Source organism: Streptomyces caeruleatus, assembly GCF_001514235.1.
GTDB lineage: Bacteria > Actinomycetota > Actinomycetes > Streptomycetales > Streptomycetaceae > Streptomyces > Streptomyces caeruleatus.
The window spans coordinates 42,038-68,928 of record NZ_KQ948943.1 but is presented as its reverse complement, the minus strand read 5'-3'; the positions used below and the strand labels follow the sequence as shown (position 1 = coordinate 68,928).

23 protein-coding genes are annotated in these 26,891 nt (G+C 71.6%); 6 read left to right on the top strand and 17 right to left on the bottom strand.

What is annotated here, in order from left to right:
* Positions 1-106 precede the first annotated feature (106 nt).
* Complete coding sequence (locus AQJ67_RS39805) at positions 107-607, bottom strand: ribonuclease FAU-1 family protein (RefSeq protein ID WP_062724389.1); 501 nt, start codon at positions 605-607, stop codon at positions 107-109.
* Complete coding sequence (locus AQJ67_RS39800) at positions 588-1,517, bottom strand: GNAT family N-acetyltransferase (RefSeq protein WP_062724452.1); 930 nt, start codon at positions 1,515-1,517, stop codon at positions 588-590. Before AQJ67_RS39800 ends, AQJ67_RS39805 begins: the two co-directional genes overlap by 20 nt.
* Before the next feature lie 70 nt (positions 1,518-1,587).
* On the opposite strand from AQJ67_RS39800, the gene AQJ67_RS39795 reads away from it, so the two are divergent.
* Positions 1,588-1,956: a GntR family transcriptional regulator gene (locus AQJ67_RS39795; RefSeq protein WP_062724388.1), complete on the top strand. Its 369-nt coding sequence runs from the start codon at positions 1,588-1,590 to the stop codon at positions 1,954-1,956.
* On the opposite strand, the gene AQJ67_RS39790 is transcribed toward AQJ67_RS39795, so the two are convergent.
* Positions 1,957-2,739, bottom strand: coding sequence for a DUF72 domain-containing protein (locus AQJ67_RS39790; RefSeq protein WP_062724387.1), 783 nt, complete (start codon positions 2,737-2,739; stop codon positions 1,957-1,959).
* A 15-nt stretch (positions 2,740-2,754) separates the two neighbouring features.
* Positions 2,755-3,849 carry a DUF5925 domain-containing protein gene (locus AQJ67_RS39785; RefSeq protein WP_062724386.1) on the bottom strand — a complete coding sequence of 365 codons (1,095 nt, stop codon included), beginning with the start codon at positions 3,847-3,849 and terminating at the stop codon, positions 2,755-2,757.
* 118 nt (positions 3,850-3,967) lie between these two features.
* On the opposite strand from AQJ67_RS39785, the gene AQJ67_RS39780 reads away from it, so the two are divergent.
* Positions 3,968-5,389, top strand: coding sequence for a GH39 family glycosyl hydrolase (locus AQJ67_RS39780; RefSeq protein ID WP_062724451.1), 1,422 nt, complete (start codon positions 3,968-3,970; stop codon positions 5,387-5,389).
* Positions 5,390-5,413: 24 nt separating this feature from the next.
* On the opposite strand, the gene AQJ67_RS39775 is transcribed toward AQJ67_RS39780, so the two are convergent.
* The 7 genes from AQJ67_RS39775 to AQJ67_RS39745 form a co-directional block, all read right to left on the bottom strand.
* Positions 5,414-9,268, bottom strand: coding sequence for a lipopolysaccharide biosynthesis protein (locus AQJ67_RS39775; protein WP_062724385.1), 3,855 nt, complete (start codon positions 9,266-9,268; stop codon positions 5,414-5,416).
* Positions 9,261-10,061, bottom strand: a complete 801-nt coding sequence (locus AQJ67_RS39770) for a polysaccharide deacetylase family protein (protein ID WP_062724384.1) — start codon at positions 10,059-10,061, stop codon at positions 9,261-9,263. Before AQJ67_RS39770 ends, AQJ67_RS39775 begins: the two co-directional genes overlap by 8 nt.
* A complete protein-coding gene (locus AQJ67_RS39765; RefSeq protein WP_062724383.1) occupies positions 10,058-11,092 on the bottom strand; it encodes a glycosyltransferase family 2 protein in 1,035 nt (344 codons plus the stop codon). The genes AQJ67_RS39770 and AQJ67_RS39765 overlap by 4 nt, the downstream gene beginning before the upstream one ends.
* Positions 11,089-11,910, bottom strand: coding sequence for a glycosyltransferase family 2 protein (locus tag AQJ67_RS39760; RefSeq protein ID WP_062724382.1), 822 nt, complete (start codon positions 11,908-11,910; stop codon positions 11,089-11,091). Before AQJ67_RS39760 ends, AQJ67_RS39765 begins: the two co-directional genes overlap by 4 nt.
* A 390-nt stretch (positions 11,911-12,300) precedes the next feature.
* Positions 12,301-13,398 carry a GNAT family N-acetyltransferase gene (locus tag AQJ67_RS39755; protein ID WP_062724381.1) on the bottom strand — a complete coding sequence of 366 codons (1,098 nt, stop codon included), beginning with the start codon at positions 13,396-13,398 and terminating at the stop codon, positions 12,301-12,303.
* 1 nt (position 13,399) lies between these two features.
* Positions 13,400-13,825: a hypothetical protein gene (locus tag AQJ67_RS39750; protein ID WP_244190751.1), complete on the bottom strand. Its 426-nt coding sequence runs from the start codon at positions 13,823-13,825 to the stop codon at positions 13,400-13,402.
* Between the two features lie 150 nt (positions 13,826-13,975).
* A complete protein-coding gene (locus AQJ67_RS39745) occupies positions 13,976-15,184 on the bottom strand; it encodes a S8 family peptidase (RefSeq protein WP_062724380.1) in 1,209 nt (402 codons plus the stop codon).
* 317 nt (positions 15,185-15,501) lie between these two features.
* On the opposite strand from AQJ67_RS39745, the gene AQJ67_RS39740 reads away from it, so the two are divergent.
* A complete protein-coding gene (locus AQJ67_RS39740; RefSeq protein ID WP_062724379.1) occupies positions 15,502-16,311 on the top strand; it encodes an SGNH/GDSL hydrolase family protein in 810 nt (269 codons plus the stop codon).
* Positions 16,312-16,326: 15 nt separating this feature from the next.
* On the opposite strand, the gene AQJ67_RS39735 is transcribed toward AQJ67_RS39740, so the two are convergent.
* From AQJ67_RS39735 to AQJ67_RS39720, 4 genes are all read right to left on the bottom strand, one after another.
* Positions 16,327-17,961 (bottom strand): serine/threonine-protein kinase, encoded by a 1,635-nt coding sequence (locus AQJ67_RS39735; RefSeq protein WP_062724378.1) that lies wholly within the window; start codon positions 17,959-17,961, stop codon positions 16,327-16,329.
* 45 nt (positions 17,962-18,006) lie between these two features.
* A complete protein-coding gene (locus tag AQJ67_RS39730) occupies positions 18,007-19,713 on the bottom strand; it encodes a sulfite exporter TauE/SafE family protein (RefSeq protein WP_062724377.1) in 1,707 nt (568 codons plus the stop codon).
* Complete coding sequence (locus AQJ67_RS39725; protein WP_079056479.1) at positions 19,710-21,227, bottom strand: tetratricopeptide repeat protein; 1,518 nt, start codon at positions 21,225-21,227, stop codon at positions 19,710-19,712. The genes AQJ67_RS39730 and AQJ67_RS39725 overlap by 4 nt, the downstream gene beginning before the upstream one ends.
* Before the next feature lie 95 nt (positions 21,228-21,322).
* On the bottom strand, positions 21,323-22,861 hold the full coding sequence (locus AQJ67_RS39720) for a DUF4331 domain-containing protein (protein WP_062724375.1): 1,539 nt from the start codon (positions 22,859-22,861) through the stop codon (positions 21,323-21,325).
* A gap of 230 nt (positions 22,862-23,091) precedes the next feature.
* Here AQJ67_RS39720 and AQJ67_RS39715 point away from each other — a divergent pair, with 230 nt between their 5' ends.
* From AQJ67_RS39715 to AQJ67_RS39705, 3 genes are all read left to right on the top strand, one after another.
* Positions 23,092-23,634: a sigma-70 family RNA polymerase sigma factor gene (locus AQJ67_RS39715; RefSeq protein WP_030054282.1), complete on the top strand. Its 543-nt coding sequence runs from the start codon at positions 23,092-23,094 to the stop codon at positions 23,632-23,634.
* A complete protein-coding gene (locus tag AQJ67_RS39710; protein ID WP_062724374.1) occupies positions 23,631-24,449 on the top strand; it encodes an anti-sigma factor in 819 nt (272 codons plus the stop codon). Before AQJ67_RS39715 ends, AQJ67_RS39710 begins: the two co-directional genes overlap by 4 nt.
* Positions 24,450-24,575: 126 nt before the next feature.
* A complete protein-coding gene (locus tag AQJ67_RS39705) occupies positions 24,576-24,842 on the top strand; it encodes a hypothetical protein (RefSeq protein ID WP_062724373.1) in 267 nt (88 codons plus the stop codon).
* 250 nt (positions 24,843-25,092) lie between these two features.
* Here AQJ67_RS39705 and AQJ67_RS39700 read toward each other — a convergent pair whose 3' ends face one another.
* A complete protein-coding gene (locus AQJ67_RS39700; protein WP_062724372.1) occupies positions 25,093-25,872 on the bottom strand; it encodes an ABC transporter permease in 780 nt (259 codons plus the stop codon).
* Positions 25,869-26,840, bottom strand: a complete 972-nt coding sequence (locus tag AQJ67_RS39695; RefSeq protein WP_062724371.1) for an ATP-binding cassette domain-containing protein — start codon at positions 26,838-26,840, stop codon at positions 25,869-25,871. Before AQJ67_RS39695 ends, AQJ67_RS39700 begins: the two co-directional genes overlap by 4 nt.
* Positions 26,841-26,891: the final 51 nt, after the last annotated feature.

The following is a 26,891-nucleotide window of genomic DNA, read 5'->3' as shown; positions in this document are numbered from 1 at the left end:
GCTCCCCCACGCTCGAACCGAGCTTCGCCCGGCTCGCGCGGGGGCACCCCCATCGCCTCCTCCGGGCCCGCCCTCCGGGCGGACGACGGGAATTTGACGACAGGGCCTAGGCCAGGAGCTCGCCGAACCCGGCCCCGCGGGCCAGGTCCTCCAGGGTGTCCAGCGCCGCCACGGCGGCCTCGGCGGCCTTCGGATCGGTCCGTTCGAGGCCGCTCTCGGCGAACTCGTCCTCGTCCAGGCGGCGTACGTCCGTGCCGTCCGCGGAGCACCACAGATCCAGGTCGAGATCCTCGACGACCAGCTCGGCGCCGGACAGCGTGGCCGGGCGGGTGACGTCGCAGTACCAGCCCTTGAGGGCCCCCGTGGCGGCGCGGACCTCCTTCACCGAGTACCAGCGGTCCCGCCAGTAGTACTCGGTGAAGACGTCGCCCGGCTCGAAGCGGACGAAGCCGAAGTCACGGACCCCGGCGCCGGCCCAGGGCGCGCGGACGACGATCCGGGTGCCGTCGTCGGAGAGCGGCTCGGCCGCGTAACGGATCTTCGTACGGCCGCCCTTGACCAGGACCACGTCCAGTGGACGTCCCTGGTCAGCCGAGTTCGCGGACATGGCGCACCTCCGTGGCGCAGATCTCGTAGCCGAACCACTTGTTGATCGCGAGCATGGGGCCGTTGCCGGTGTCGTTGCCCGTGAACGCCTCCGTGTACCCCGAGGCGCGGGCGCGGTGCAGGGAGTCGTTCTTCGCCAGCTTGGCCAGGCCGCGGCCGCGGAAGGCGCGCGCGGTGCCGGTCATGACGGTGCCGTACCGGGTGCCGCTGTCCGTGCGGGCCGCGCTGAAGGCGGCGGGGCGGCCGTCGACCAGGGCGACGGACGTCAGCTCGCGGCTGAAGAGGGGGTGGTGCCAGGTGTCCTGGAGCCAGGCCTCGTAGTCCGTGAACTCATAGGCGATGTCGCTCGGTTCGTCGGACAACGTCTCCGCGTCCAGCTCGAACAGCGGACGCGGATCGTCGGCGAAGTCGGCACCCGTGCGCAGCTCGACGCCCGGTGGGAGGCTCCGGAGCGGGGGCAGTGCGCCGTTCGCCAGGTCCAGGCGGAGGAAGTGCGCCGAGCGGCTCTCGCGGTAGCCCCGCGCCTCGGCGAAGGCGCGGTTGCCGGGCTCGTCCAGGACCCAGGCGAACAGCCTGGTCCCGCCCACTGCGGCCAGATGCCGCTCGGCGGCCCGGACCAGCATCGTGCCGGCGCCCCGACGCGTGCGCTCCGGGTGCACGTACACGTTGACGTAGCCCTGTCCGGGCTCCGGGCTCTCGTGGACGAGTCCGACCTGCGCCGTGCCGATCACCTCGCCGTTCTCCTCGGCGAGAAGTGGCTGGTAGTGGGCGTCGGGGTGCATGTGGGTGACGTCGTAGGAGACGGATTCCGGGGTGATCAGGTAGCACGGGAGGGCGAGGTGGCGGACGTGGGAGAAGCCCTCGGCATCGGCTCGCACGTCGGGGCGGAGCGGGCGCACGGTCATAGTCATCACCGCGCACGCTATGAGGCGGAGGCGTCGGGGTGCCTCTCATTTTCCTGCGGTGCGGGACAATCGCCCTGTGACCTTGAAGATCCACATCGATGACAGTGCCGCGCCGTACGAGCAGGTGCGGGCGCAGATCTCCGAGCAGGCACGGTCGGGGGCGCTGCCGGTGGGGTACCGGCTGCCGACCGTGCGGGGGCTGGCCGAGTCGCTGGGGCTGGCGGCCAACACCGTCGCCAAGGCCTACCGCGCGCTGGAGAGCGACGGCGTGATCGAGACGCGGGGCCGCAACGGCACGTTCGTGGCGGCCGCCGGCCCGGCCGCGGAACGGGAGCTCGCGTCGGCCGCGGCGGCGTACGTCGAGCGTGCCCGGCGGCTCGGGCTGACGGAGGGGGATGCGCTCGCCGCCGTACGGGATGCCCTGCGGGCGGCCTACGGGGAGTAGTCATCGCCCGGCCTTCGAGCGCCCGGCGAGCTCGGGCGTGCGGGTGACGGCAAGACCCGCCCGGGCCGCCGCCCTCCCGAAGACCACCGCGTCCCGCACCGCGGCCCCGCCGGGGTCGTTGTTGAAGTACGCGTACATGTCCGCGGCGTCGGACCAGGTGGTCGCGATGCGGTCGACCCAGGTCTCCAGGGAACGCCGGCCGTAGCCGGGCCAGGGGTGGGCGCGGCCCTCGTGGAAGCGGACATAGCCCCAGTCCGCCGTACGCCACAGGGGCGCCACCGGGCGGGCCTGGACGTCGGCCCAGCACAGGGCGGCCTTCCGGGACTCCAGCACCTCACGGGTCCGGGCCGTCCACCAGGACTCGTGGCGGGGCTCGACCGCGACCCGCGTGCCGGACGGGAAGCAGGCAAGACAGGCGTCCAGGAGATCGGGGTCGGCGCGCAGGGTCGGCGGGAGTTGGAGGAGCACGGGCCCCAGACGGTCACCCAGGCCCGCCGCGTGGGACATCAGACGGTGCACCGGCTCCTCGGGATCCTTGAGGCGCTTGATGTGGGTGAGATACCGGCTCGCCTTCACCGCGACCACGAAGTCCCCCGGCACCCGCTCCCGCCACGCCTCGAAGTTCTCCCGCGTCGGCAGCCGGTAGAAGGCGTTGTTGATCTCGACCGTGGCGAAGTGCTCCGTGTACTCCTCGAGCCACAGTCGCATGGGTACGTCGGCCGGGTACAGGACGCCCTTCCAGTCCCGGTACTGCCACCCCGACGTGCCGACGAACAGGGTCATACCTCCATCAAAGCACTACAGATACAGCCCCGCGTCCGCCCCGTCCCTCGGGTCGGGCAGCGCGGTCGGGGACGTGCCCCGCCGCAGCGCGTACAGCTCGGCCAGCGTGGCGCCCTCGCGGCCGATGCCCTCCTCCGTGCCCAGCCAGTTCGTCGCCTCCCGGCGCGTCAGCGCCCCCACCTCGATCCGGGCCAGGCAGCGCCCGGGCCGGACGACGGCGGGGTGCAGGCGCTCCAGGTCCTCGTTGGTCGTGACGCCGACCAGGACGTTGCGGCCCTGGCCCAGCAGACCGTCGGTCAGGTTCAGCAGCCGCGACAGCGCCTGACCCGCCGTGTGCTTGGCCTCGCCGCGGATCAGCTCGTCGCAGTCCTCCAGGAGCAGCAGCCGCCAGCGGCCCTTGCCCGTCGAGTCGTCCTCGCCGATCGCGATGTCCATCAGATAGCCGACGTCGCTGAACAGCCGCTCCGGGTCCAGGACACAGTCGACCTGGCACCAGTCCCGCCAGGAGCGGGCCAGGGTCCGCAGCGCCGACGTCTTGCCGGTGCCCGGCGGGCCGTGCAGCAGGAGCAGCCGGCCCGCGATGTCCTCCGGGGTCGTCTTCATCAGACGGTCCATCGCGTCCGCCACCGGCGCGGTGTAGTTGGCCCGCACCTCGTCCCAGGTGCCCGCCGAGATCTGCCGGGTCGTGCGGTGCGGGCCGCGCCTGGGGGAGACGTACCAGAAGCCCATGGTCACGTTCTCCGGCTGCGGCTCGGGCTCGTCCGCGGCGCCGTCCGTCGCCTCGCCCAGCACCCGCTCCGCCAGCTCCTCGCTGGTCGCGGTCACGGTGACGTCGGCGCCCCGGTTCCAGCGGGAGATCAGCAGGGTCCAGCCGTCGCCCTCCGCCAGGGTCGCGCTGCGGTCGTCGTCGCGGGCGGCGCGCAGCACACGGGCACCCGGCGGCAGCAGCGTCGCACCGGACCGTACGCGGTCGATGTTCGCCGCGTGCGAGTACGGCTGCTCGCCCGTCGCGAAGCGGCCGAGGAACAGCGCGTCGACGACGTCGGACGGCGAGTCGCTGTCGTCGACGTTGAGCCGGATCGGCAGAGCGTCGTGTGGGTTCGCAGACATGCGGCCATGATCCGGCACACGGCGGCCCGGTGCACCCGGTTTCCCCGGCATGTACCGCGGGCGGTCCAGAGTGACGAAACCCGCCCGAGGGGCCGTCACCCCCGTTACCGTGTCCTTGATGGGACGTCATGGGTGGAATTCGGGGGCACGGCGGTGGCGGCTCACCGCGCTGCTCGGTGTGGGCGTGGCCGCGCTGGCCCTGGTGGTGACCCTGCTCAACACACTTCCCGGGAACGGCGCGAGCACCGCGGGCACCACCCGCGACGGCGACAAGGTGCACGGCAGCCCGACCGCCACACCGGACGCCACGAACCCCGAGGTCGGCTGGGGGTTCACCCACACCCAGCACAGCGCGGACGAGGGCGCCGCCGCAGCCGTGAAGCGCGTCGAGGGACGGCTCGCGGACGCCGGAGGGCTGCCGCAGATCCAGCACATCATGGGCTGGGGCGCCGACAACCCCGAACCGGTCCAGGGGCGCTACGACTTCGAGGCGATGGACCGCCGGATCGACTTCGTCCGCGCCTCCGGCAGCACCCCGGTCGTCACCCTGTGCTGCGCCCCCGACTGGATGAAGGGCGGCGAGGCCGGCGTCGACGACACCGACTGGAGCCAGGCCGCCCTGGAGACGGCGCCCGAGCCCGAGCACTTCGACGACTTCGCCGCGCTCGCCGTGACCGTCGCCAAGCGCTACCCCGACGTACGCCACTTCATCGTGTGGAACGAGTTCAAGGGCTTCTGGAACGACGCCGAGGCCCGCTGGGACTACGAGGGATACACGGAGCTCTACAACCTCGTCTACAAGGCGCTGAAGAAGGTCAACCCCGACATCATGGTCGGCGGGCCGTACCTCGTGATGGACAGCGTCGACCCGCGCGCGGAGGAGGCATCGAAGGCCCTCACCGGCCCCTGGGGTGCCCTGGACCAGCGCACCGTCGACGCCTTCGCGTACTGGAACCAGTACAAGGCGGGCGCCGACTTCGTCGTCGTGGACGGCTCCAGCTACACCCGGGACGACGAGCTGCTGCCCGACGAGTTCACGGCCACCGACAAGTTCACGGCCGTCAGCCGGTGGGTGCGGAAGCAGACCGGTGGTCTGCCGCTGTGGTGGGCCGAGTACTACGTCGAGCCCGCCGACGGCAACGACGACCGCAAGGGCTGGTCCGAGGCCCGCCGCGTCGCCGTCCAGGCCGCCGGAATGATCGCGTTGGCCAAGGGCGGTGCCTCCTCCGCCTTCTACTGGAACCCGGAGGAGGAGAAGGGCACCGAGTGCGCCGGCTGTCTGTGGACGCCGACCGACACCGCGAGCGGCGGCGCGAAGCTGCCGATGTACGACCTGCTCTCCCGATTCGGCGCGGAGTTCCGGCCGGGGACGCAGCACAAGCCGGTGTCCGTCGCCGACGGCGACAAGGCCGACGTCCGCGTCCTGGCCACGGACAAGGCGATCCTGGTCGTGAACACCCTGGACCGGCAGACCAGCGCGACGATCGACGGCGACAAGGTCGAGCTCCAGGCGTACGAGGTGAAGTGGCTCAAGCGCTGAGCCACCGCACCTCTGCCCTGCCGCCTACTTGATCGTCAGGAACCGCTGCACCAGCGAAGCCAGCAGCACCGCCAGCAGCGGCAGCGAGAACCAGAAGCTGCTCTGCAACCAGCGCAGCTGCCGCACACTGGGCGCCGTCACCACCCGGACGATCTCGCGGGCCATCAGCAGCACGATCAGCGCGAGCGCCGCGAGCCCCCCGACCACCGACCAGGGCGTCCAGGTCACCTGCGGCCCGATCGGCCCGGGATCGGCCTTCGCCACCTCGCCCGCCGGCTGCTTGCGCAGCGCGTACATCGTCACGTCGGTGTTGGCGAAGACCTTCCTCAGCTCCTGCCGCTCGTCCAGATGCCGGATCAGCCGGGACTCCCAGGTCGCCGAATAGCCCACGTCCATCCGGAGATAGGTGACCTGACCCCGGTTGATCATCAGATACGAGTTCGGGCCCGCGTCCTTCAACGACTTGACCAGGCCCGACACCAGCACCGGGTCGGCAGGCGCCAGCGTCGGCAGGTACTCCACCTTCTCCATGTCCCGCGCGCCCCACGGCATCGACGGCGTCACCACGTTCACCGGGTCGTCGCTCAGCCACAGCAGCCGCACGGTCGGATCGTCGTGGGCGTACACGAACTCCATGGCGGCGACCTCACCGGGCCGGATCCGCTCGAACGGCTCGTTGCCCCACCGGGCCACCAGGAAGCCGCCCATCAGCACCAGGCCAGCCATCAGCGCGGCCAGCGGGGCGAGGCTCACCCGGTCCTTGTCGCGCTCCTTCGCGGTGACTCCGGTGCGCGGGAAGAAGGCCAGACCGGTGAGCAGTGCCGCGCCGGGCAGGGCGAACATGAAGACGCGCAGCGCCATCTCACCGCCGTACGACTGCATGCCGAAGCCCAGGAACGGCACGAAGGTGAGGACGAGCAGCGAGCGCTCCCGGTAGTGGTGGAAGCGCCGGCGCCACCAGCCCCAGCAGGCGAAGGCCATCACACCGCCGGCCAGGAGCACGCGCACGTACAGCACGAGCTTGTGCGTCGAGCTGCCGCCCTCGATCCGGCCGGAGACGGACGACGACACATTGCTGCCGACGCCGCCGACCCCGCCGAAGAGTTCGTCGAAGTGCCCGGACCAGTACGGCTCGGCCAAGAAGCCGATCCAGACCGTCACCATGACGCCGAACAGGATCGGCAGGCCGCGCAGTTCGGACTTGCCGATCAGCACGAGCCCGGTCAGCACGCCCAGCATCACGAACGGCGTGAGCTGGTGGGCCGGGACGCTCGCCGCGAACAGCCCGATGACGACCGCCAGCAGCACGGCCTGCTGCCGCCGGTTCGCCGGCTCCACCTCGACCTCGCCGGGCCGCCGCTTCGTCCAGATCACATGCGGCGCCCGGAACCAGACCAGCAGGATCGCGGCGAAGGCGAGATACAGCAGATAGGTGAAGCCCTGGGGCGAGAAGTAGTCCTGGCCCACCCAGCCGCTGAGCACGAACACCCAGATGCCGGTCCACTTGGCCCGCCAGCTCGCCCGCATCGAGCGCACCAGCAGGAACATCGGCACCAGGTACAGCAGTTGCATGGCCAGCGGCCACCAGCGGATGACCTCGGTGAGGTCGCCGACCCCGCACGCCTTCGCGACGAACGCGGCGACCGCGAAGAACCCAGGCCAGCTCCAGCGCGCGTCCAGGTCGGGCACGGCCGACCCGGTGCGGTCGATGTAGTCGAGGAAGCCGAGGTGCTGCCAGGCCGTCGCGAACCGTGGCTCGACCTCGATCAGCGCGGGCAGGGCGTGCAGCGACACGACCGTCGCGAGCAGGGTGACCAGCAGCAGCGCCCGGTGTTCCCGGCCCAGCCACAGCAGCGAGGCGAACACCACCGCCAGCAGCGCGGCCCCGACCAGCGTCGGCAGCGGCAGCACGGAGATCAGCCCGAGCCCGCCCATCCCGTCCAGGTCGGTCTCGCCGAGCCGCAGCGCGGGCACCCAGTACAGCAGCAGAGCGGCGATCAGCAGACAGCCCAGGACGACCCCGAGACGGGTCGGCAGCAACCGCTCCCGCCAGGTCGGCGCGAGCGCCTCGGGCTGTCGTACGGCCTCTTCGGGCATGGGCGGCTCTTCCCGTACGGCACTCTCCTCCCGTACGAAGGCCTCCTCCCGTACGGCAGCCTCCTCGCGCTCCTCCGGTCCGGCCTCTTCGCCCTTGCCCGCGTCGAAGTCCGTCTCGAACGGCGCGTCCACCTCGGCGGGCCCCATGGACGCCTCAGAGCCCGGCTCGCGCTCCTCGACCGGCAGCCCGACCTCCGGCTTGCGCGCCCAGGTCGGCCGGTGGTCCGGGCGTACCGGCGGGGTGCCCGTGGGCGGTGTGCCCGGCCCCGGGCGGACGTCGGGCCGGCGTTCCAGGTGGTCGAAGTCGACGTGGATGCCGAGCGCGAGGGTGTCGGTGTCGAGCGCCCACCCGGGGCCCCGCCTGCGCGCCCCCTCGGGCACCTCGCGCGCACCCAGGTCGGCGAGGTCACCGTCGGGCGCCGCGTCCTCGGGGACCTCGCCCGCGGTCGCCCGCGCGGTCCGGTACAGCTTGGGCGCCGCGATGGCGACGATCACGGAGAGGGAGACGATCTCGGCGACGCCGGCGCCGGTCAGGCCCATCCGGGGGAGCAGCACCAGCGTCAGACCGAGCACCGAGGCGCACAGCAGGCCCTGCAGCCAGGCCAGTCCGGCGGTGCGGCTCTGCGCGCGCAGGACCGCGAAGTACGTCTCCATGACGACCCGCAGCAGCGCCCCGACCGCGAACCAGCGCAGCAGCGGGGTCGCCGCGTCCGCGTAGCCCTGGCCGAAGACGCCGAGGATCCAGGGCGCCCCGAAGAACAGGATCGCGGCGACCGGCACCATGATCCGCGCCATGCGGCGCAGCGCGGCCCGGGTGTTGGCGGCCAGCCGCCTCGGGTCGTGCGAGCCCTCGACCGTGAGGGAGGCGCCCATGTTGATGGCGAGCAGGTTGACGGTGCCGCCGATCGTGGCCGTGATGTAGAAGTACGCGTTGTCCTCGGCGGAGACCCGCGCGGCCACGATCACCGGGATCAGATAGACCACGGCGAGGGAGAACAGCGAGCCGGTGTAGTCGCCCGCCAGGAACCGGCCGATCTCCCGCAGCGACGGCGGACGGGCGTGCTCCTCGGTGGCCGCCACATGGCGGGGCACCAGCCGCCGGAACACCAGCCAGCCCAGCGGCAGCACCGACACCGCGATGGCCGCGACCCACGACACGAAGACCCCGGCGGTGGGGATCGCCACCGCGAACGCCACCAGCAGACCCAGCTTCACCGCCGAGAACACGGTGTTGCCGACCGGCACCCACACCGCGCTGCGCAGCCCCGTCAGCACACCGTCCTGCAGGGTGAGCAGATTCCAGGCGATGACGGCCACGACGAAGAAGAGCCCGTTGACCGGCCCGTTCAGGAACCGGTACGACGGCCCCCACAGGTCCAGCGTCAGCAGGAAGACGCCGGCCGCCAGCGCCACCACGACGCAACTGCCCGCGTACGTCCGGAAGATCAGCCGGCCGCTCCTACGGCCCGCGACCGGGATGAACCGGGCCAGCGCGCCCGTCAGCGTCACCGCCGTAAGACCCGCGAGGAACTTCATCGCGGCGATGGCGGCGGACCCCTGACCGACCGCGGACTCGGAGTAGTAGCGGGCGGCGGCCAGCCAGAAACCGAGCCCCAGCACGGCGGAGACACCCGTGTTGATCATCAGGGCGTAGGCGTTGCGGAACAGCTGGCCGCCCCCGGGGGACCCGCCCATGCCGGGCAGGCGAAGGCGGCGCCCCGACTGCTCGGGCGCCGTGGCGTCGGTCGATGCGGGCTCGGTCGTGGTCGTCGTGTCAGACACGGGAACGGATGGCCTTCCGGCGGACCTGTCGTGCTCTGCGGACCACGGCGTACCCCTTGGTGAGGGCGCGGTCCCTGGCGAAGGCACGGGCGATGGCGCGGCCCTCGACCATCCGCCCGAACTCCTCGATCCCGGTGGTGCGGCGCACGGTCAGCCGGGTGAGGGCGTACGGACCCTGCCGGCGCCGCGCGAGGCCGTTGTTGACGGCGAGCGCCTGGGCGTACCCCGTCTCGTGCACCGCCTCGCGCACCCGGCGGCTGGAGTAGCCGTACGGGTAGGCGAACGAGGCCGGGACGGTGCCGAGTTCGTCGCTGATGATCTCCTTGCAGAGGATCAGCTCGGAGCGCAGTTTGTCGTCCGGGAGCTGGTCGAGCTGGGGGTGCGTGTGGCTGTGGCCGCCGATCTCGACGTCCGCCCCGGCGAGTTCGCGCACCTGGTCCCAGTCGAGCATGGCGTCCAGGCCGCCGCCGGTGTCGTGCGGGCCCCTCAGCCAGCCCGTGGAGACGAACAGCGTCGCCGGGAAACCGTGCTTGGCAAGCACGGGCAGGGCGTGCCGGTGCACACCCTCGTAGCCGTCGTCGAAGGTGATGAGCACCGGCCGCTCCGGCAGTGGCTTGCCCGAGCGCCAGCGCGCCGCGAGATCTGCGGTCCTGACGGGCGTCAGGCCCAGGTCGCCGATCAGCGCCATCTGTTCCGCGAACGCCTCCGGCGCCACCGACAGCTCGCGGGTGGCGTCGTTCGGCGAGGTGGAGACGGCGTGGTACATGAGGATCGGTACGCGCCCGTCGGTCATCTGCTGCCCCCCTCGATACCGGCCTCCCCCTCGACGCCGGCTTCCCCTTCGATGCCCACCACCGAGTATGTGACCTGGCCCCGGCGCGCTCGGACACTCCCCACGACGTACCCACCGGCCGCCGTCAGCACCCCCGCGACGATCGCGCCGGCCCGCCCCGCGCCCCCCGGCCGGGCCAGCACGGCGTCCCGCAGCCCGCGCGCCACCCCGGCCGGCAGCACCCGGGTGGTGTACCGGCGCTCGGACTCAAGTCCCTTGTCCGCGCCCACACTTCGGGCCACCAGCGCCTTCGAGAGACCCTCGGCGTAGGTCCGCGTGCGGAAGTACCGGAAGTGCTCGCGCGGTCCGGGCACCCGGTGGTGGATCACCGCGCGGTCGTCGATCAGCAGCACCGCGTCGGGCCGGGCCCGGGTGAGCCGGATGCACAGCTCCGTCTCCTCGCCGCCCAGCGGCAGCCGGTCGCCGTCGCGCCCGATGCCGGTGGCGAAGCCGCCCGCGAAGTCGAACGCCGTACGCCGGAAGGAGGCGTTGCCACCGAGGACGTTGCGCACCTTCACCCGGCCGCGCGGCAGGCCCCGGTAGGTGCAGCCCACCACCCAGTCGAACTCCTCCGGGAACCAGGCCGGCCGGCGCCCCGACGCCCAGACCGGCTCGGTGCGCCCGCCGACGGCCATGACGCTCGGGTCGGCGTACCCGGCGGCGAAGTGCCTCAGCCAGTCCCGCTCGGCCACCGCGTCGTCGTCGAGGAACGCGATCACCTCGCCGTAGGAGGCCGCGATACCGGTGTTGCGGCCGGCGGACAGGCCACGGGGCCCGGCGTTGGCCAGCACCCGCACCTCGCCCTCGCCTTCCCCGGACTCCTTGTACTCCTTGGTCAGCCGGTCCAGGAGCGCCTCGTTGTGGTCGACGACCAGCAGGGTCTCCAGGGCCGGATACGACTGCGCCCGCACCGAGGAGACCGCCGCGAGGATGTCCTCCCAGCGGTCCTCGGTGTACACGCAGATCACGACGGAGATGTCGGGACCGCTCAAGACACCTCTCCCCGCACCGAGTCGAGCATCGGGGAGTGGTGGCTCCGGCTGCGCAGGGCACGCCGGTTGGAGCGCTCCCGGAGGATCACCTTGAGTACCCGCAGTCCGTCCCGCACGGCCCGCAGATTGCTCGTGCCGTGGATTCGGAGGTACTCGTGGCTCGGGATCTCCTGCACCTTCAGTCCCGCCTTGACGACCCGGATGTTCATCAGGGTCTCGACCTCGAAGCCGGTGCAGTCGAGTTCGATCTTGTCCAGGCAGTGCCGCCAGAACGCGTTGTACCCGTAGCAGAGATCGGTGTAGCGGGCGCCGAACTTGCGGTTGACGGCCGTGCACAGCGCCCAGTTGCCCAGCTTGCGGATGAAGGTCATGTCGTCGGTGCCGCCGCCGTTGGCGAAGCGGGACCCCTTGGCGAAGTCCGCGCCCGAGACCAGGGCGGAGACATACGAAAGGATCTCGTTGCCGTCGGCCGAGCCGTCCGCGTCGACCATCACGATGATGTCGCCGGTGGCCGCCGCGAACCCGGTGGTCAGGGCATCCCCCTTGCCCTTCCCGCGCTGTCGCACGACCTTGACGTCCGGCCACAGCTCACGGGCGACCTCGACGGTGTCGTCGGTGGAGTTGCCGTCCACCAGGACCACTTCGTGTATCCAGTCCGGAAGTGTCTTGAAGACGTACGGCAGGTTCTCCGCCTCGTTCATGGCCGGGATCACCACGCTCACCGGTGGCGCGATGGCCAGGTGCGAGGAGACGGGCCGGTACTTGCCGGCTGTGGACGGACCTTGGTCCGCGACCGCCGGGCGCAGCACAGAGCTCATGAGTCTGGTCCCTCTCGTCCGGTGGACCGCCCGCCCCTGGGCGGCCCGGTGTTTTGTCCGGTTCGAAAGGGGGGTTTCTCACGTACGGCACGGCCGGATGGATCTCCGTGCACGCGTGGTGAGCTGGCATGTCTGGCCGGCCACCGATAATCGGCAGCCGGTCGCGCGGCACGACTCGGTCACCAGTGCGGACACTGTCACCGAGCACCCCCCTACCGCGCCCCGCGCCGGGCCTGTCGCGGTCTTGAGCCCTCCCCTAGAGCCGCGTTTGACAGTCCGATGCGAGTGAGATGTACGACGGTATTGATGATTGAGCCTGTATGGCAAGAGCTGGAACGAGCTCTCACGTTTTTGTTGGTTTGGCCGTAACCGGCCGTCTTGCACCGGCTGTCACCGACGTCCCGAACGGATCTTCCCCATGCTCCTGAGGAGGCGGTCCGCCGGTTCGAACAGCTCCGGCCGTGCCTGCACCGTGTTGCGCAGCGCCCGGACCGGAGCACGCCGTGCCCGGTGTCCGAACGCGACCGGGTGACGCCGGGTCACCCACCCCTCCGACACCGTCAGCTCACGTGTCTTCAGGGAGTCCTTGTACTCCTTCTGGCCCCGGCCGAGGTCCAGGTAGGCGATGCCGTCGGCGGCGGCCGCCTCGGCCATCCGCAGATGCAGCACCAGACCCGGCGAGTACTTCGAGAACGCCGGGTCGTAGGCCGGGAACCAGCACGCCAGCACCCGCTCGCCACGCAGCCCGAAGTGCCCGGCGACCGGCCTGCCGTCCGCGTACAGCACCGACAGGATCCCCGCGAACGGCTCCGAGCGGGTGTGGAACAGCTGCTCCACCAGCCGAGTGATCCACTCCTGCGCGAACCGGTCGCTGCGGCCGGTCCTGCGGTACTGCGCGGACTTCCACGCCATCAGCGTGCGCAGGGCCGCCGGATCACGCTCGTCGTGCACATACCGCACGCCCTCGTGGTCCCGGCCCAGCTTGCGCTCCTTGGCCAGCGTCGTCCGCGTGAACTTCGGTGACCGCTCCCGCAGTTGGCCCAGATACGCCTCGTACCCCTGGTCGATGTCCATGACCGGGGACGGGAACGTGCCGGACGCCTCCGTCTGGAACGCCGCCTGGCCCTCCACCAGGTGGTCGAACTCCCATACGGCGAGCCCGCACGCCTTCAGCAGCTCCCGCGCGTCCCAGGTGAAGCCGGGCCGGTGCACGACGCCCTGGGCGTCCGAGACGCCGAGTCCGATGGCCCGGCCGACGCCGGCCGCCGTGCGCTGGAACGGGAAGAACGCGGCCGGCTCGCCGCGTTCCCGGACGACCGCGATCCGCACCCCGCGCCGACAGCGGCCGATCGCGAGCGCGAACTCGGGCGAGAGGAACGGGTTGCCCAGCTCCGGCGAACCCTGGAGATGGGCCTTGGACTGCAGAGAGGTCCACGCCGCCCGGTCGGCGGAGCTCAGCTCGCCGGGGCGGTACACGCTGATGTCCACGTCAGTCAGTCCGCCTTCTCGACGTACGGCCGCGCAGCCGCCGCACCACAACCAGCAGGAGAATGAGCACGCTGATCGCGGTCACGGCCACGATCCCGCCGAGCACCGACCACCGGTGCACGGCCAGCATGCCCTGGGCCACCAGCATGTCGACGACGACCGCGCCCGCCACGGCGGCCACGGTCCGGCCGAAGGGATCCAGCCCGCGCAGCGCGGCGGCGATGGCCCCGGCCGGCATCGCGAGCAGGAAGAACAGCGTGAACGGCCCGCGCAGCGGCGAGCCCGAATCGACCAGCGCGAGTACCGCGCCGAGTCCCCCCACAGCCGTCGCGGCGCCCGCGAGCAGCGGCGTCAGGTCCCTCCCCGGCCCTGGCCGCGCACGCTCGGCGTCCTCGGACGCGGCTGTCTTGATACGTATGGTCTGCATTGGCGACTTTGCCCCCCGAAGCGCCGGATGCCGGGCTTCAATGTGGCTCAGCTCCGTGGGGGCCGTCAAGACGTCCCCCGGAACAGGGCGTTCCCCGGAGACGGCGGGCGTCTCCGGGGAACAGTGGGGTTCACATCGTGCGGTGCGGGGTTACGGCACGAGCTTCAGGAGCCGGTTCGGCGAACCGGTGCCGGGGCTGGTGACCACGTTCGCGGTGGCGCCGCTCGTCAGGGCCGAGGCGACCGCGGCCGGGGTGGCCGAGGTGTGGCTCGCCAGGTAGACGGCGGCCGCGCCCGCGACGTGCGGGGTCGCCATCGACGTACCGGAGATGGTGTTGGTCGCGGTGTCGCTGGTGTACCAGCCCGCCGTGATCGAGGAGCCGGGGGCGAAGATGTCCAGGACCGAGCCGTAGTTGGAGTAGCTGGCCCGGGCGTCGGTGTTGGTGGTGGCGCCGACGGTGATGGCCTCGGTCACCCGGGCGGGGGAGTACGAGGAGGCGTTGGCGCTGCTGTTGCCCGCCGCGATCGCGTAGGTCACGCCGCTGGCGATGGAGTTGCGCACGGCCGTGTCGAGCGAGGCGGAGGCGCCGCCGCCGAGCGACATGTTGGCGACCGAGGGGCCGGAGTGGTTCGCGGTCACCCAGTCGATGCCCGCGATCACGCCCGCCGTGGTGCCGGAACCGGCGTTGTCGAGCACCCGGACCGCGACGATCTTCGCCTTCTTGGCCACGCCGTACGTGGTGCCGGCGATGGTGGTGGCCACATGGGTGCCGTGGCCGTTGCCGTCGGAGGCGGTGGTGTCGCCGTCGACGGCGTCGTAGCCGTAGGAGGCACGGCCGCTGATCTGCTGGTGGGTGATGCGCACACCGGTGTCGATGACATAGGCCGTCACACCGCTGCCCGCGCTGTCCGGGTAGGTGTAGGTGCCGGAAAGCGGAAGCGCGGCCTGGTCGATGCGGTCCAGGCCCCAGGGGGCGCTGGACTGGGTGGTGTCGGCCAGGCGGACCGTCTGGTTCTGTTCGACGGACGCCACCGACGGGTCGGCTGCGAGTCTCTTGGCCTCGGTCGCGGAGAGGGTGGCGGAGTAGCCGTTCAGCGCGGCGCCGAACGTCTTGTTCACCGCGCCGCCGTACTCCTTGATCAGGCCTTTGCCGGCGCCGGAGGCGGCCTTCAGGCCCGCGGTCTTCTTGAGCGTGACGATGTAGCTGTCCTTGATCGCCGTGGGGGATCCGGCGGCCAGGACCTTGCCCTCGGCCGGGGCGGCCTGGGCGGGCAGGGAGGTGAGTCCGCCGACGAGGGCGGCGGTCGCCAGGCTGGTTATCGCGGCGAACCGGAAGGTGTTGCTACGCAGTTGTGCCATTACGAGGGAGTCCTCCTCCAGGCGGTGCGCATGGGTGGTGCGCGCACATGTGGGGGGTGCGTGCGTGGGGTCGCACACACGGCCTGGAACGTCGCGTTCCCGTTCTCGGGCCGAGGTAAAGGATCTGTGCTCCCGCAGTGCCGGACAAGGGAGTTGACGACCTGTCAACAATCCTGTCATGAACACGAAATCGAACCCATGGCGAACTCACAGGATGGGCGTCGCGATGAGGGGAAAAGTCTTGGCATGGACACTTCCCGTCAACACGCGTAGTTGGTACGACGGTTACGGCAGAGATCCTGCTATAGGGAGGTTCCATGAGACGTTCCCGACTTTCCGCATACGTCGCCTCACTCCTCCTCGCCGTCGGCACCGCCCTCACCGGCGCAGCCACCGCGCAGGCCGCCGACACCGCCGCGATCGGCGGCTATGTGGCCCTCGGCGACTCCTACTCCTCCGGCCTCGGCGCGGGCAGCTACATCGGCGCCAGCGGTGACTGCAAGCGCAGCACGAAGGCGTACCCGTACCTCTGGGCCGCCGCCAACTCACCCTCGTCCTTCGACTTCACGGCTTGCTCGGGCGCTCAAACGGGTGATGTCACCGCCGGTCAGCTCGCCCCGCTCAGCCCCGCCACCGCACTCGTGTCCATCTCGATCGGCGGCAACGACGCAGGATTCGCCGACATCATGACGACCTGTGTGCTCCAGGGCGACAGCGCCTGCGTGGGCCGCATCAACACCGCGAAGGCGTTCGTCGACTCGACGCTCCCCGGCAGGCTCGACACCGTCTACACGGCCATCCGCACCAAGGCCCCGTCCGCCCATGTGGTCGTCCTCGGCTACCCCCGCTTCTACAAGCTGGGCGCGTCGGGCTGCATCGGCCTCTCCGAGACCAAGCGCAGGGCACTCAACGACGCGGCCGACCACATCGACGCCGCGATCGAGAAGCGCGCCCTGGACCACGGCTTCACCTTCGCCGACGTACGACCCGCCTTCACCGGGCACGAACTGTGCTCCGGCAGCGCGTGGATGCACTCCGTGAACTGGCTCAACATCCCGGAGTCGTACCACCCGACGGCCGCGGGCCAGTCGGGTGGATACCTGCCGGTGCTCGACAGCGCGGCCTGACGACCCGCGGCTCCGCTACGAGCTCGGCGACTCGGTAGGCGTAGGCGAGACCCCGCCCGTCGGGGTCTCCGTCGCGCAGGTCACCGAGAACGGCACCGAGTTCGACTTCGTCTCCACCGGGTCGCGGACCTCGACACTGATCTCGTTCTCGAAGGTCCCGCTGTCGTCGTAGGTCGTCACGAACGCCCGGTCCTGCTTGGTCCGCCCGCCGCCCTCCGGGAACGACAGGGTCTTCCAGCCCTGATCCATGACGTCACCGTCCGCGGACACCCAGCGATAGCTCACCCGGGCCGGCAGCCGCCCCACCGTGAACGTCGCCGTGAAGGAGGGCGCCTCGCCGCTGGGCGGCGGACAGGCCCCGGAGTACTCGGTGTTCGACCCCGCCAGCGTCACCCGCACGGACTGCGGCGGGGGAGTGGTCGTACGGCTGCTGCTCGCGCTCGGCGTCGGGTCCTCACTTCCGCCGGACGCGTTCTCGTCCCCGGTGTCGGTCCCGGTCGGCGAGACCCCGCCGCCCGTCTGCGCGTTGGTCCCCTCACCGCCCTCCTTGCCGCCGTCGCCGCCCCCGCGGTCGAGCAGGGCGTACGTCAGTCCTCCCACGGCCAGCGCGAGGGCGGTGACGCCCGCGATCAGGACGTGGCGGGCGCGGCGGTCGCGGTCGGGACGGACGGGAGCCGTGTCCCGGTACGGAGCGGCGGCCGAGGTGGGCCTGGTCGGTCCGGGCGGTGGGACAGGGGCCGTCGCCGCCGTCTCCGGGGGCGTCGGAAACGCCGCCACGGTCGGGGTGTACGGAGCCGCCCCCGCGGCGTCCGCGCGCGGGGTCCCTCCCGCCCCGATGATCCGCAGCTCCTGCTCGGCCCGGTCGGCCGGCAGCCGCTCGGCCGGGTCCTTGCGCAACAGCCCCTCGATCACGGGGGCCAGCGGACCGGCCCGCCGGGGCGGCGGCAGTTCCTCGTCGACGATCGCCCGCAGGGTGCTCAGCGGGGTGTTCTGGCGGAACGGGGAGTTGCCCTCCACGGCCGCGTACAGGAGCACACCCAGCGACCACAGGTCGGACTCCGGACCGGGCGTGCGGCCCAGCGCCCGCTCCGGGGCGAGGAACTCGGGGGAACCGATGACCTCGCCGGTCATCGTCAGCGCGGAGCTGCCCTCGACCATCGCGATACCGAAGTCGGTCAGCACGACCCGGCCGTCGTTCGACAACAGCACGTTGGCCGGCTTCACGTCCCGGTGCAGCACCCCGGCCCCGTGCGCCGCCCGCAGCGCGGCCAGCACCTCGGCGCCGATGTGCGCGACCCGCTGCGGACTCAGCGGGCCCTCGGCGTCCAACTGCTCGGCCAGCGAGATCCCGCGGACCAGCTCCATCACGATCCAGGGCCGGCCGTCCTGCGTGGCCACGTCGTACACCGTGACGACATTGCGGTTGGCGACCCGCGCCGCCGCCCACGCCTCGCGCTCCAGCCGGGCGTACATCCGCTCGACCTCCGAGGTCGCCAGCCCGTGCGGCGCCCGCACCTCCTTGACGGCGACCTCGCGGTGCAGCAGCTCGTCGCGGGCCCGCCACACGGTGCCCATGCCGCCCTCGCCGAGCGGGGACAGCAGGCGGTAGCGGTCGGCGATCAGACGTTCACTGCCAGATTCTTCGGACACGGGCGTCCCCCATTCGCATCCGTGCGCATTCTCCACAAAAGTAGCTCAGGCGAGTGCGGATGCCGCCCCCTGGAGAACCAATCCGGCGCCGATCAGTACGACGAGCACCGCGGATCCCAGTGGTGCGGTCCTGCGGACGAAGACCGTGAGGGGATGGGCCATCCAGCGGGGCTGCCGGTCCAGCACCCTCGTCACTCCGCTACCCAGCCGCACGACGGCGAACCCGGCCGCGGTGAGGGTGAGCGCGAGCCCGGCGCCGTACGCCACGACGAGCAGCAGCCCGAACCACGCCTTCCCGAGCGCCGCCGCGCCGACCAGCACGACGACCGCGGAGGGACTCGGCACGAGCCCGCCGGCGAAGCCGAGGAGGATCGTGCCGCGGAGGGTGGGGGCGGTGGAGTGGGTGTGGGTGAAGCCGTTGTGGGTGTGGGTGAGGGGGCCGTGGGTGTGGCTCCGCGCGTGCTCGTGAGGGTGGCTGTGGTGGTCATGGTCATGGTCATGGTGGTGGGCGTGGCCCGGCGTGGGGGCGGGGGCCTTCGCCGCGGAGTGGGCGTGCGCGGCGACCAGGACCGGTTCGCGCTCAGGGGCGTGGTCGGTCTCGTGGTCGTGAGAGTGCCCGTGCGGGTGCGGGTGCGGGTGGTCGTGCCCGTGCGGATGGTCATGGTCATGGTCATGCCCATGGCCGTGCCCGTGCCCGTGCCCGTGCCCGTGGCCGTGCTGTCGGACGTGCCATGCCCGTCGTACTAGCGTCGCGCCCGCCGCGATCACCAGGGCGCCGCTCGCGACGCCCAGCCAGGTGATCACCGAGGGGGCCGCCGCCGAGCCCGCCGTCACCAGGAGGCCCAGGGCGACCACGCCCAGGGTGTGGGTGACGGTCACCGAGGCGGCCAGGGGCAGGACGTCCTTCATCCGCGCCCGGCCGCCGCGGGCCGCCGCCACCGCGGCCATCAGGGTCTTGCCGTGGCCGGGGGCGAGCGCGTGCATCGCGCCGAGGAAGATCGCGAGGACCAGGGCGAGGGCGGCGAAGCCGACGGTGAGGTCCTGGCGGGAGACCAGGCCGTCCAGGGCCCGTGTCCAGCGGTCGGCGCCGCGCGGCAGGACGGAGGAGGCGGGGGTGTCCTGTTCCGCCTGGGCGAGGGCGGGGCCGCCCGGGCGCACGCGCAGCGACGCGCTCTTGGTGTCGGCCGGCGAGGACAGCAACTCCCCTGGATACTCGGTCAGTTCGCGGGAGATCGACTCCTTCGGCACGTCCGAGGCGGCGAGCGTCATACGGTCCCCGCGCGCCGTGATCTCCCGCCAGCCGGGGCCTGCTTCCGCGCCCGCGCCGCGGAAACCGAGGGCGACCGTGGTGTCCTCGGGGAGCGGCGCCGTCAGCCGGCACTCCACGCGGAGGGTGTCGAGCCCCGCCTGACCGGGCCGCACGCGCGCGTGGCTGCTGCGCGGCGTCAGTTCGACCGTACGTCCGTCCACGGTGACCTCGCTGCCGCGCGCGGCGTCCGCGCACCGCTGCCGGGCCCACTCCGTCATCCCCGCCTTCTCGATGTCCGGCTCGGCCTGGGTCGCCGGGATCTCGGCGAGGTCCTCCACATGGTGGACGCGTAGTTCGCCGGGGGCGGCGACGAGACCGTCGTAGCGGTTGACGGTGAAGTTGCCGAGGGGGTGCGCGCTCGCGGAGCCGGTGGGGAACAGGGCGAGCCCGCAAGCCGCCGTGAGGACAGCCGCGGCGGAGGCGAACAGACGACGCGGGCTCACTTGGCTGCCTCCAGGTCCTTCAGGGCCGTACGGGCTTCGCGGGCGCCCAGCGGGGAGAAGCCGGGGTTCAGCCTCAGCGCGGCCCGCAGGTGCTCGCGGGCGTCCTCGGCGTGGCCGGTGGCGCGCTCGATGATCCCGCGGTGGTAGAGGAACGCGGCGTTGCGGTAGCCGGTGGCCGTGGCCCTGCGGGCGTAGGGAAGGGCTTCCTCGTCCTTGCCGTTGGCGTGCAGTGCCCAGGCGAGGGCGTCCGCGGTGTGCACGGTCCGCCGGCGGTCCCATTCGGCGCGGGCGGCGCGCAGCGCGGAGGCCTTGTCGCCGTGGTCGGCGGCCGCGAGGGCGGTGTCGAGGTCGGCGTTGACGCCGTTGGCGCGGGCGAGGGCCGTCCAGGCGTCGACCAGGGCGTACTGGTCGTCGGCCTCGACCTTGTCGCCGGCCGCCTCGTACAGCTCGCCGAGTTCGACGAGCGGGCCGGGGAGGGGGTAGCGGGAGACGACGTCCCGCAGGCCCTCCGTCGCGCCGCTCCGGTCACCGTTCGCGGCCTGGGCGCGGGCGCGGCCCTCCAGGGCGGGGACGTAGTTCTCGTCGGCGGCGAGGGCGCGGGCGTAGTGGGTGAGGGCGGTGTCGTAGTCGCCCTGGTTCCAGGCGAGTTGGCCGAGCTGCGTGGCGACGTAGGTGATGTCGCCGGGGGTGGTGGCGGAGGCGAGGGCCTGTTCCAGTACCCGCTCGGCGGTCCGTACGTCGCCGCGCAGCTCCTGCACGTACGCGTACCGCGTGAAGACCGGGATGCCGGGGCGGCGGTCGTCGGCTGTCCTCGCGGCCTTCGCCGCGTCGGCGTAGCGGCCCAGTTCGACGAGGGCGTCGGTGCGGGTGCACAGGGCGCGTTCGCTGTAGGGGTTCACCTTCAGGGCCCGGTCGGCGTACGTGAGGGCGTCCTCGAAGTCGTGCCGGGCCGCGGCGAGGGCGGCGCGGCCTGCGAGGGCCTGGTCGTTGTCGGGGTTCAGTTCCAGGGACCGCTTGAAGGCCTGGTCGGCCTGGGGGTAGCGGGAGGGGTCGCCCTTGGTGCGGGCCTGCTCCACGTAGGCGAGGCCGAGGGTGGCCCAGCCGGTGAAGTCCCTTGGCTGGTCGCGGAGGTGGGCCTGGAGGGAGGCGATGCCGGTTTCGAGGTCGCCGGTCGCGAGGAGGCCCGGGGATACGGCGGCGGAGGCGGGGGCGACGCTCGGGTTGTTGTCGTCGCGTGCCGCGCCGAGGGCTATGGATCCGGTGGTGAGGGCCACGGCGAGGAGGGTGGCGCAGCCGGCGAGGTGGAGGGCTCGGCTGCGGCGGGCTGCCGCGGCGACTCGGCGGACGGCGGCGATGCGCTGCTCGCGGCCCTTCTCGCCCCCGCCGCCCCTACCCGTCCCGTCCTCAAGGGGCTCCGCCCCTTCGACCCCGCTGGGGGCTGCGCCCCCAGACCCCGCTGTCGGCCCTCCGGGCCTCGTCCTCAAACGCCGGACGGGCTCAGAATTCTCCGCCATGCCCTCTCCTCGATCGGCATTCATGCGGCGCGGCCCGCGCCGTGGGGGATGAGTACTTCGCGGGCCGCGCCAGTCTTTTCAGGGGCGCGAAGCGCCTAGTACGCCCGCTCCCGCATCCGGCGCCACCACATCAGGGCTCCGCCGATCAGCAGGATGCCCAGTGCGCCGGCGCCTGCCGAGCCGGCGATGAGGGTCGTGTCGTCCAGGCCGGAGGCACCCGCCCCCGCCGGCTGGAGCGCGTCGCCGAGCTGGCTGCGGACGTCGGTCTCGCCGTCCGTGCCCTTGGCGAGCGGGCCGCGGGAACCCTCGGTGGGCAGGGCGACGTACGGGAAGGCCTTCTCGAAGTCCTTGTCGTTCTTGTCGACGGCGTCGCCCAGGTCGTTCTTGGCGCCGAGCAGTTCACCCTCGACGACCTGGAGGGAGGCGTCGATCACGTCGTCGGTGAGGCGGCGGCCGTTCGGGAAGCCCGCGGTGTCGCCGTCGAGGACACCGAGCCGCTTGGGTTCGGCGGCCGGCTCGATCGAGGTGTTCAGGCGCAGCATCTCCGACGGGGTCACGTGCGGCGGCTGGTTGAGGTCCTTCACGCCCTTGAGGAAGACGTCGACCAGGTCGTTGCGCGGCTCGTCCGGTGCCGGGATCTTGTAGATCGCCTCGATGAGCTTCGGCAGCTCGGGGTTGGTGACGTTCTTCAGGAACTGGGCGTCCTCCCAGGGCGAGGACGCGTTGAACTTGTCCTTGTCCTTGAGGGGGTTGACGACCTCGTTCACCAGCGGGCTGCCGAGGCGTGAGACCTGCTCGAAGTGGCCCTGGGCGTTCTTGCGCTGGGTCGTCGACCAGATGCCGACGATCGGCTGGTCCGACGACTCGGTGATCATGTGCGTCGGGACCTGGAGGGCGATGGAGTTGACGTTGTAGCCCTTGAGCGTGTCGTTGCCGACCTCGGAGAGGTTCCCGCCGTAGAGGAGGTCGAAGACCCGCAGGTCCAGGAAGAACGGGTCGTCGGCCTGTCCGGCGAACGACGTCGCGTCGCCCGCGAGCTTGTGCACGGCCTGCTCGCGCAGCTTGGCGTAGTCCGGCATCGACGCCTTGCCGACGTTCGACGGGGCCACCGGCACGTCGTTGGCGACCTTCGTCTTCGACACCGGGTACTGGTCCTTGAGCTTGATCAGCTCGATGTCGTACGTCTGCGTGATGTTGAGGTCCTTGTCGTCGAGGCTCTCGACCGGACCGGTGTTGTACAGGAACGTCTTCTTGTTCTTGATGTGCGTGTCGAAGGTGAAGCGGTAGAGCAGATCGCCCTGTGCGTCGCCGTTGTTGTCGATGTGGATGTCGTACTGCGCGTCCTCGGCGAACGTGAAGAAGTTCGGTCCGCCGGCCGGCTCCTCGAACGGGATCCAGTTCCCGATGATCGTCGTCGTGTCCGGCTTGTCCGGGCTGACGAACGCGTACACGTCCGTGTTGTCGTACTGCGGGGTCCCCGAGATCAGCGGGGCCTCCCGGTGACTGGAGGCGGAGGCCGCCCCCGGTTCCAGCGCGGTCACGCCGGCGGCTGCGAGCCCCCCGGCGGCCAGCGCACCACATACGAGGGTCGCGAGTCCCCTGCGTCCCGCACCGCTCCTGGAATTAGGTGTCATGCCGTCCGTCCTCAGTCCCAACTTGCCTGACGCACCCGATTCGGAGCCGTCGCCAGGGTGGATTGGTCGAATCCCAAGCGTTCTTACGGCGGAACTGAAAAGTTGTTTCATCGAGGGGCGACCCGCGTTTTCGGCCCGCTGATCCGTAACCCCATCCGGAGGTGGGTTCGTTGCGAATGCCTCGCGGGACGAGACGGCCGCGTTGCGGTCTGACTGGAGGGGGAGACGAGTTGGAGGCCGACGAGCTGCTGGTCCTCGTGGCGGGCGGTGATCAGAAGGCGTTCGAGGAGCTGTACGGGCTGGTCTCCGGGCCCGTGTACGGGCTCGTCCGGCGGGTGCTGCGCGACCCCGCCCAGTCCGAGGAGGTGGCCCAGGAAGTGCTGCTCGAACTGTGGCGGTCCGCGGCGAAGTTCGACCCGCGCCGGGGCAGCGCCCTGTCCTGGGTCCTCACCCTCGCCCACCGTCGCGCCGTCGACCGGGTCCGCAGCGCCCGCGCGGCAGGCGAACGCGAGCAGCGCGAGGCCCTGCGCGCGAACCACCCGGCCTTCGACCACGTCGCCGAGGAGGTCGAGGCCGGACTGGAGCGTGAGTGGGTGCGCCGCTGCCTGGACCGGCTCACCGCGCTGCAACGCCAGTCCGTGACCCTCGCCTACTACGACGGCTACACCTACCGTGAGGTCGCCGAGCGGCTCTCGCTGCCGCTGGGCACGGTCAAGACCCGGATGCGCGACGGACTCACCCAGCTGCGCAAGTGCCTGGGAGGTGTCGCATGAGCTTCGCCGACCGCCTCCTCGGCCGCGGGGACCTGCACTCCCTCGCCGCCCCCTACGCCCTGGACGCCCTGGAGCCCGCCGAGCGGCTCCGCTTCGAGAAGCATCTGAAGTCCTGCGACAGCTGTGCCGCCGAGGTGCGAACCCTGTCCGAGGACGCCGTCCGGCTCGCCTGGTCGACGGCCGCCCCGCCGCCGGCCGCGATGCGCGACCGCGTCCTGGCCGCCGTACGCACGACTCCGCAGGAGTCCGTCGGGCGGGAGCCGGCACACGCGCGTGCCACTCAGCTGCCGCCGCATGTGTGGGGCACCCAGCCGCCGCCGCGCACCCGTGCGCCCAGGACGCGCCCCTTGCTCGTGCCGTTCGCCACGGTCACGGCCGCCGCGGCCCTCGTCGTCGCCTCCCTCTTCGCCGTCCAGGCGAACAGGACGCAGGAGCAGCTGGACGCCCAGCAGGCCCGGGCAAGTGAGATCGCTAACGTTCTCGCGGCACCCGACGCCCGGGCGACCGCCGGCGAGGACGGGCGAGGGCGGACGATCGGAGTGGTCGCCTCCGCATCGGCGGGGCGGGCGATCGTCACTCTGAGCGGATACGGCGAGTTGCCGAGCGGCCGGGTGCACCAGCTCTGGCAGATGCGCCCCGATGTGCAACCACGCTCCCTGGGCCTCTTCGACGGCGACACGCCCTTGATCGCATCCGGTCTCGACAAGAAAACGACGTCACTGGCTGTGACCGTCGAGCCCGACGGGGGCTCACCGCAACCCACCAGCCAGCCAGTTGTCCAACTCGCCCTGAAATCGGTTGGATTCGGAGAGTAATCAACGACGAGTCGTCAACACCCTTACGGGGAAGGTGAATCCTGTGACCGCGATACACGCGTGCCCCACCGGGGAGATAGGGTTAACCTGCCCGGGCCGGGTGGACTCGTACGGGTGGGGAGTGACATGGATCAGATAACAGTGCGCAGCAGGGCGAGGGTCCCTGCGATCACCTGCGGGAGCAGCGCGACCAGTTCGCGTCTCGACCGCCATCTCTCGGTGCTGGCGGGTCCCGCCGTGCCCCAGGGAGAAGCGGCCGAGGCGACCTCGCTGATGCGTGAGCTGACCAGTCGTGACACCACGAAGCGCAGCGACACGGGCGCGCGGGTTCGCCGTGTCTCGCTCTTCGCGCCGCTGCGACGACTCCGCCGTTCGCTCTTCGGCGGACGCTGACCCGTATCCCGGCGACCCTCGACGACCTCGAAGGCCCGCGCCCGGCAGAAACCCCCGCATCGGCGCCTTACCACGCTGTCCCCGTCCGTCATCCCCACGGCAGACAGCGGCGCCACGAAGGGCTCTCCGGGCGCGGGCACACCCCCCCCACCCCCGCCCCCCGCTCATCGGCCCGCTTCCCTTGCGTAACAGATGTGTCATGAGATCCGCCACGCAAGGGAGTTGACGGGCTTTCGTCACACAGTGACCGTCACTCTCCGCGCGCGTACCGGCGTACGGCGAGCGGTACGAACACCGCGAGCAGGACCGCGCACCACGCCAGCGACCCGGCGACGGGATGCGCGACCGGCCAGGCGGCGCCGTCCGGTACGGGCGCGTTGCCGAAGAGATCCCGCAGGGCCATGGTGACCGCGCTGATCGGATTCCACTCGGCGAGCGTGCGCAGCCAGCCCGGCAGCCCCTCCGTCGGGATGTACGCGTTGGACAGCAGCGGCAGGATGAACGTCGCCCCGCCCAGCTGACCGGCGGCCTCCTCGTTCCGGGTCAGCAGTCCGAGGAATATCCCGGCCCATGAGGTCGCGAACCGGAACAGCAGCAACAGCCCCACCGCGCCCACGGCTTCGAGCGCCGACCCCTCGATCCGCCAGCCCACCGCGAGCCCGACCAGCAGGAACGGCACGGTCCCGGCGGCCGTCACGATCAGATCCGCGGCCGCCTGCCCCAGCGGTACCGCGGCCCGGCTGACCGGCAGGGTCCGGAAGCGGTCCGTCACGCCCCGGTGGACGTCCCCGGCGGCCTGGAACATGCCGGTCATCAGCCCGTTGGCCGCGGTCGCCACCAGCAGACCGGGTACCAGGAAGGACCGGTACTGCGCGCCGGGCATCGCGAGGGCGCTGCCGAAGACGTAGCCGAAGAACAGCAGCATGGTGATCGGCATGGTCTGCGTCAGGATCAGCAGCCCTGGGTTGTTCCGGATCCGCCGCAGCTGGCGGCCCATCATCGCGCCGCCGTCGTACGCCAGGGTGCTCATGCGGCACGCTCCTCTTCCTGGGACAGCTGGGTTTCCTGGACGTCCTGCGTGAGCCGCAGGAACACGTCGTCGAGAGTCGGCGGTTTGAGGCTCGCGTCGAGCAACGGAACGCCCGCTGTGTCGAGTTCGCGCACCAGGCGGGGCAGTGTGAGCGTGGCGTCCCGGGTGACCGCGGCGACGGCTCGCCGCTCGTGGTCGAACGACGGTTCGGCGCCGGTGAGTTGGTCCAGTACGGCCGCCGCCTTCACCATCACGTCCGGGTCGGTCACGACGACCTCGACATGCGCGCCGATCAACGACTTGAACTGGGCGGGCGAACCCGTGTGCGCGACCCGGCCCCGGTCCACCAGGGCGATGTCGTCGGCGAGTTGATCGGCCTCCTCCAGGTACTGCGTGGTCAGCAGCACGGTGGTGCCGTCGGCGGTCAGCTCCCGCACGGCGTCCCAGATCCGGTTGCGGCTGGCCGGGTCGAGGCCGGTCGTCGGCTCGTCCAGGAACAGCACCTCGGGGCGGCGGACGAGACTGGCCGCGAGGTCCAGGCGGCGCCGCATCCCGCCCGAGTACGTGGACGCCGGACGGTCGGCCGCCTCGGTCAGCCCGAAGCGGTCCAGGAGCTCACCGGCCCGCTCGGCCGGCCCGCGCACCCGGTGCAGCCGGGCGAACAGCCGGAGGTTCTCGCGGCCGGTGAGGTCGCCGTCGACCGAGGCGTACTGGCCGGTGACGCCGATGCCGCGCCGCACGGCCGCCGGGTCCCGCAGCAGGTCGTGCCCGGCGACCCGGGCCGAGCCGGCATCCGGACGCAGCAGCGTGGTCAGCAGCCGTACGGCCGTGGTCTTGCCCGCGCCATTGGGGCCCAGGAGGCCGCAGACGGTGCCCTGCGCGACGGCCAGATCGAGTCCGCGCAGGGCGTGGACCTCGCCGAATCGCTTTTCCAGGCCTTCACTAAGTACAGCGTACGTAGAAGTCATGGGGTGACCATAGCGCACTACGTACGGTGTACGTAACTAGGATGGTGTGCG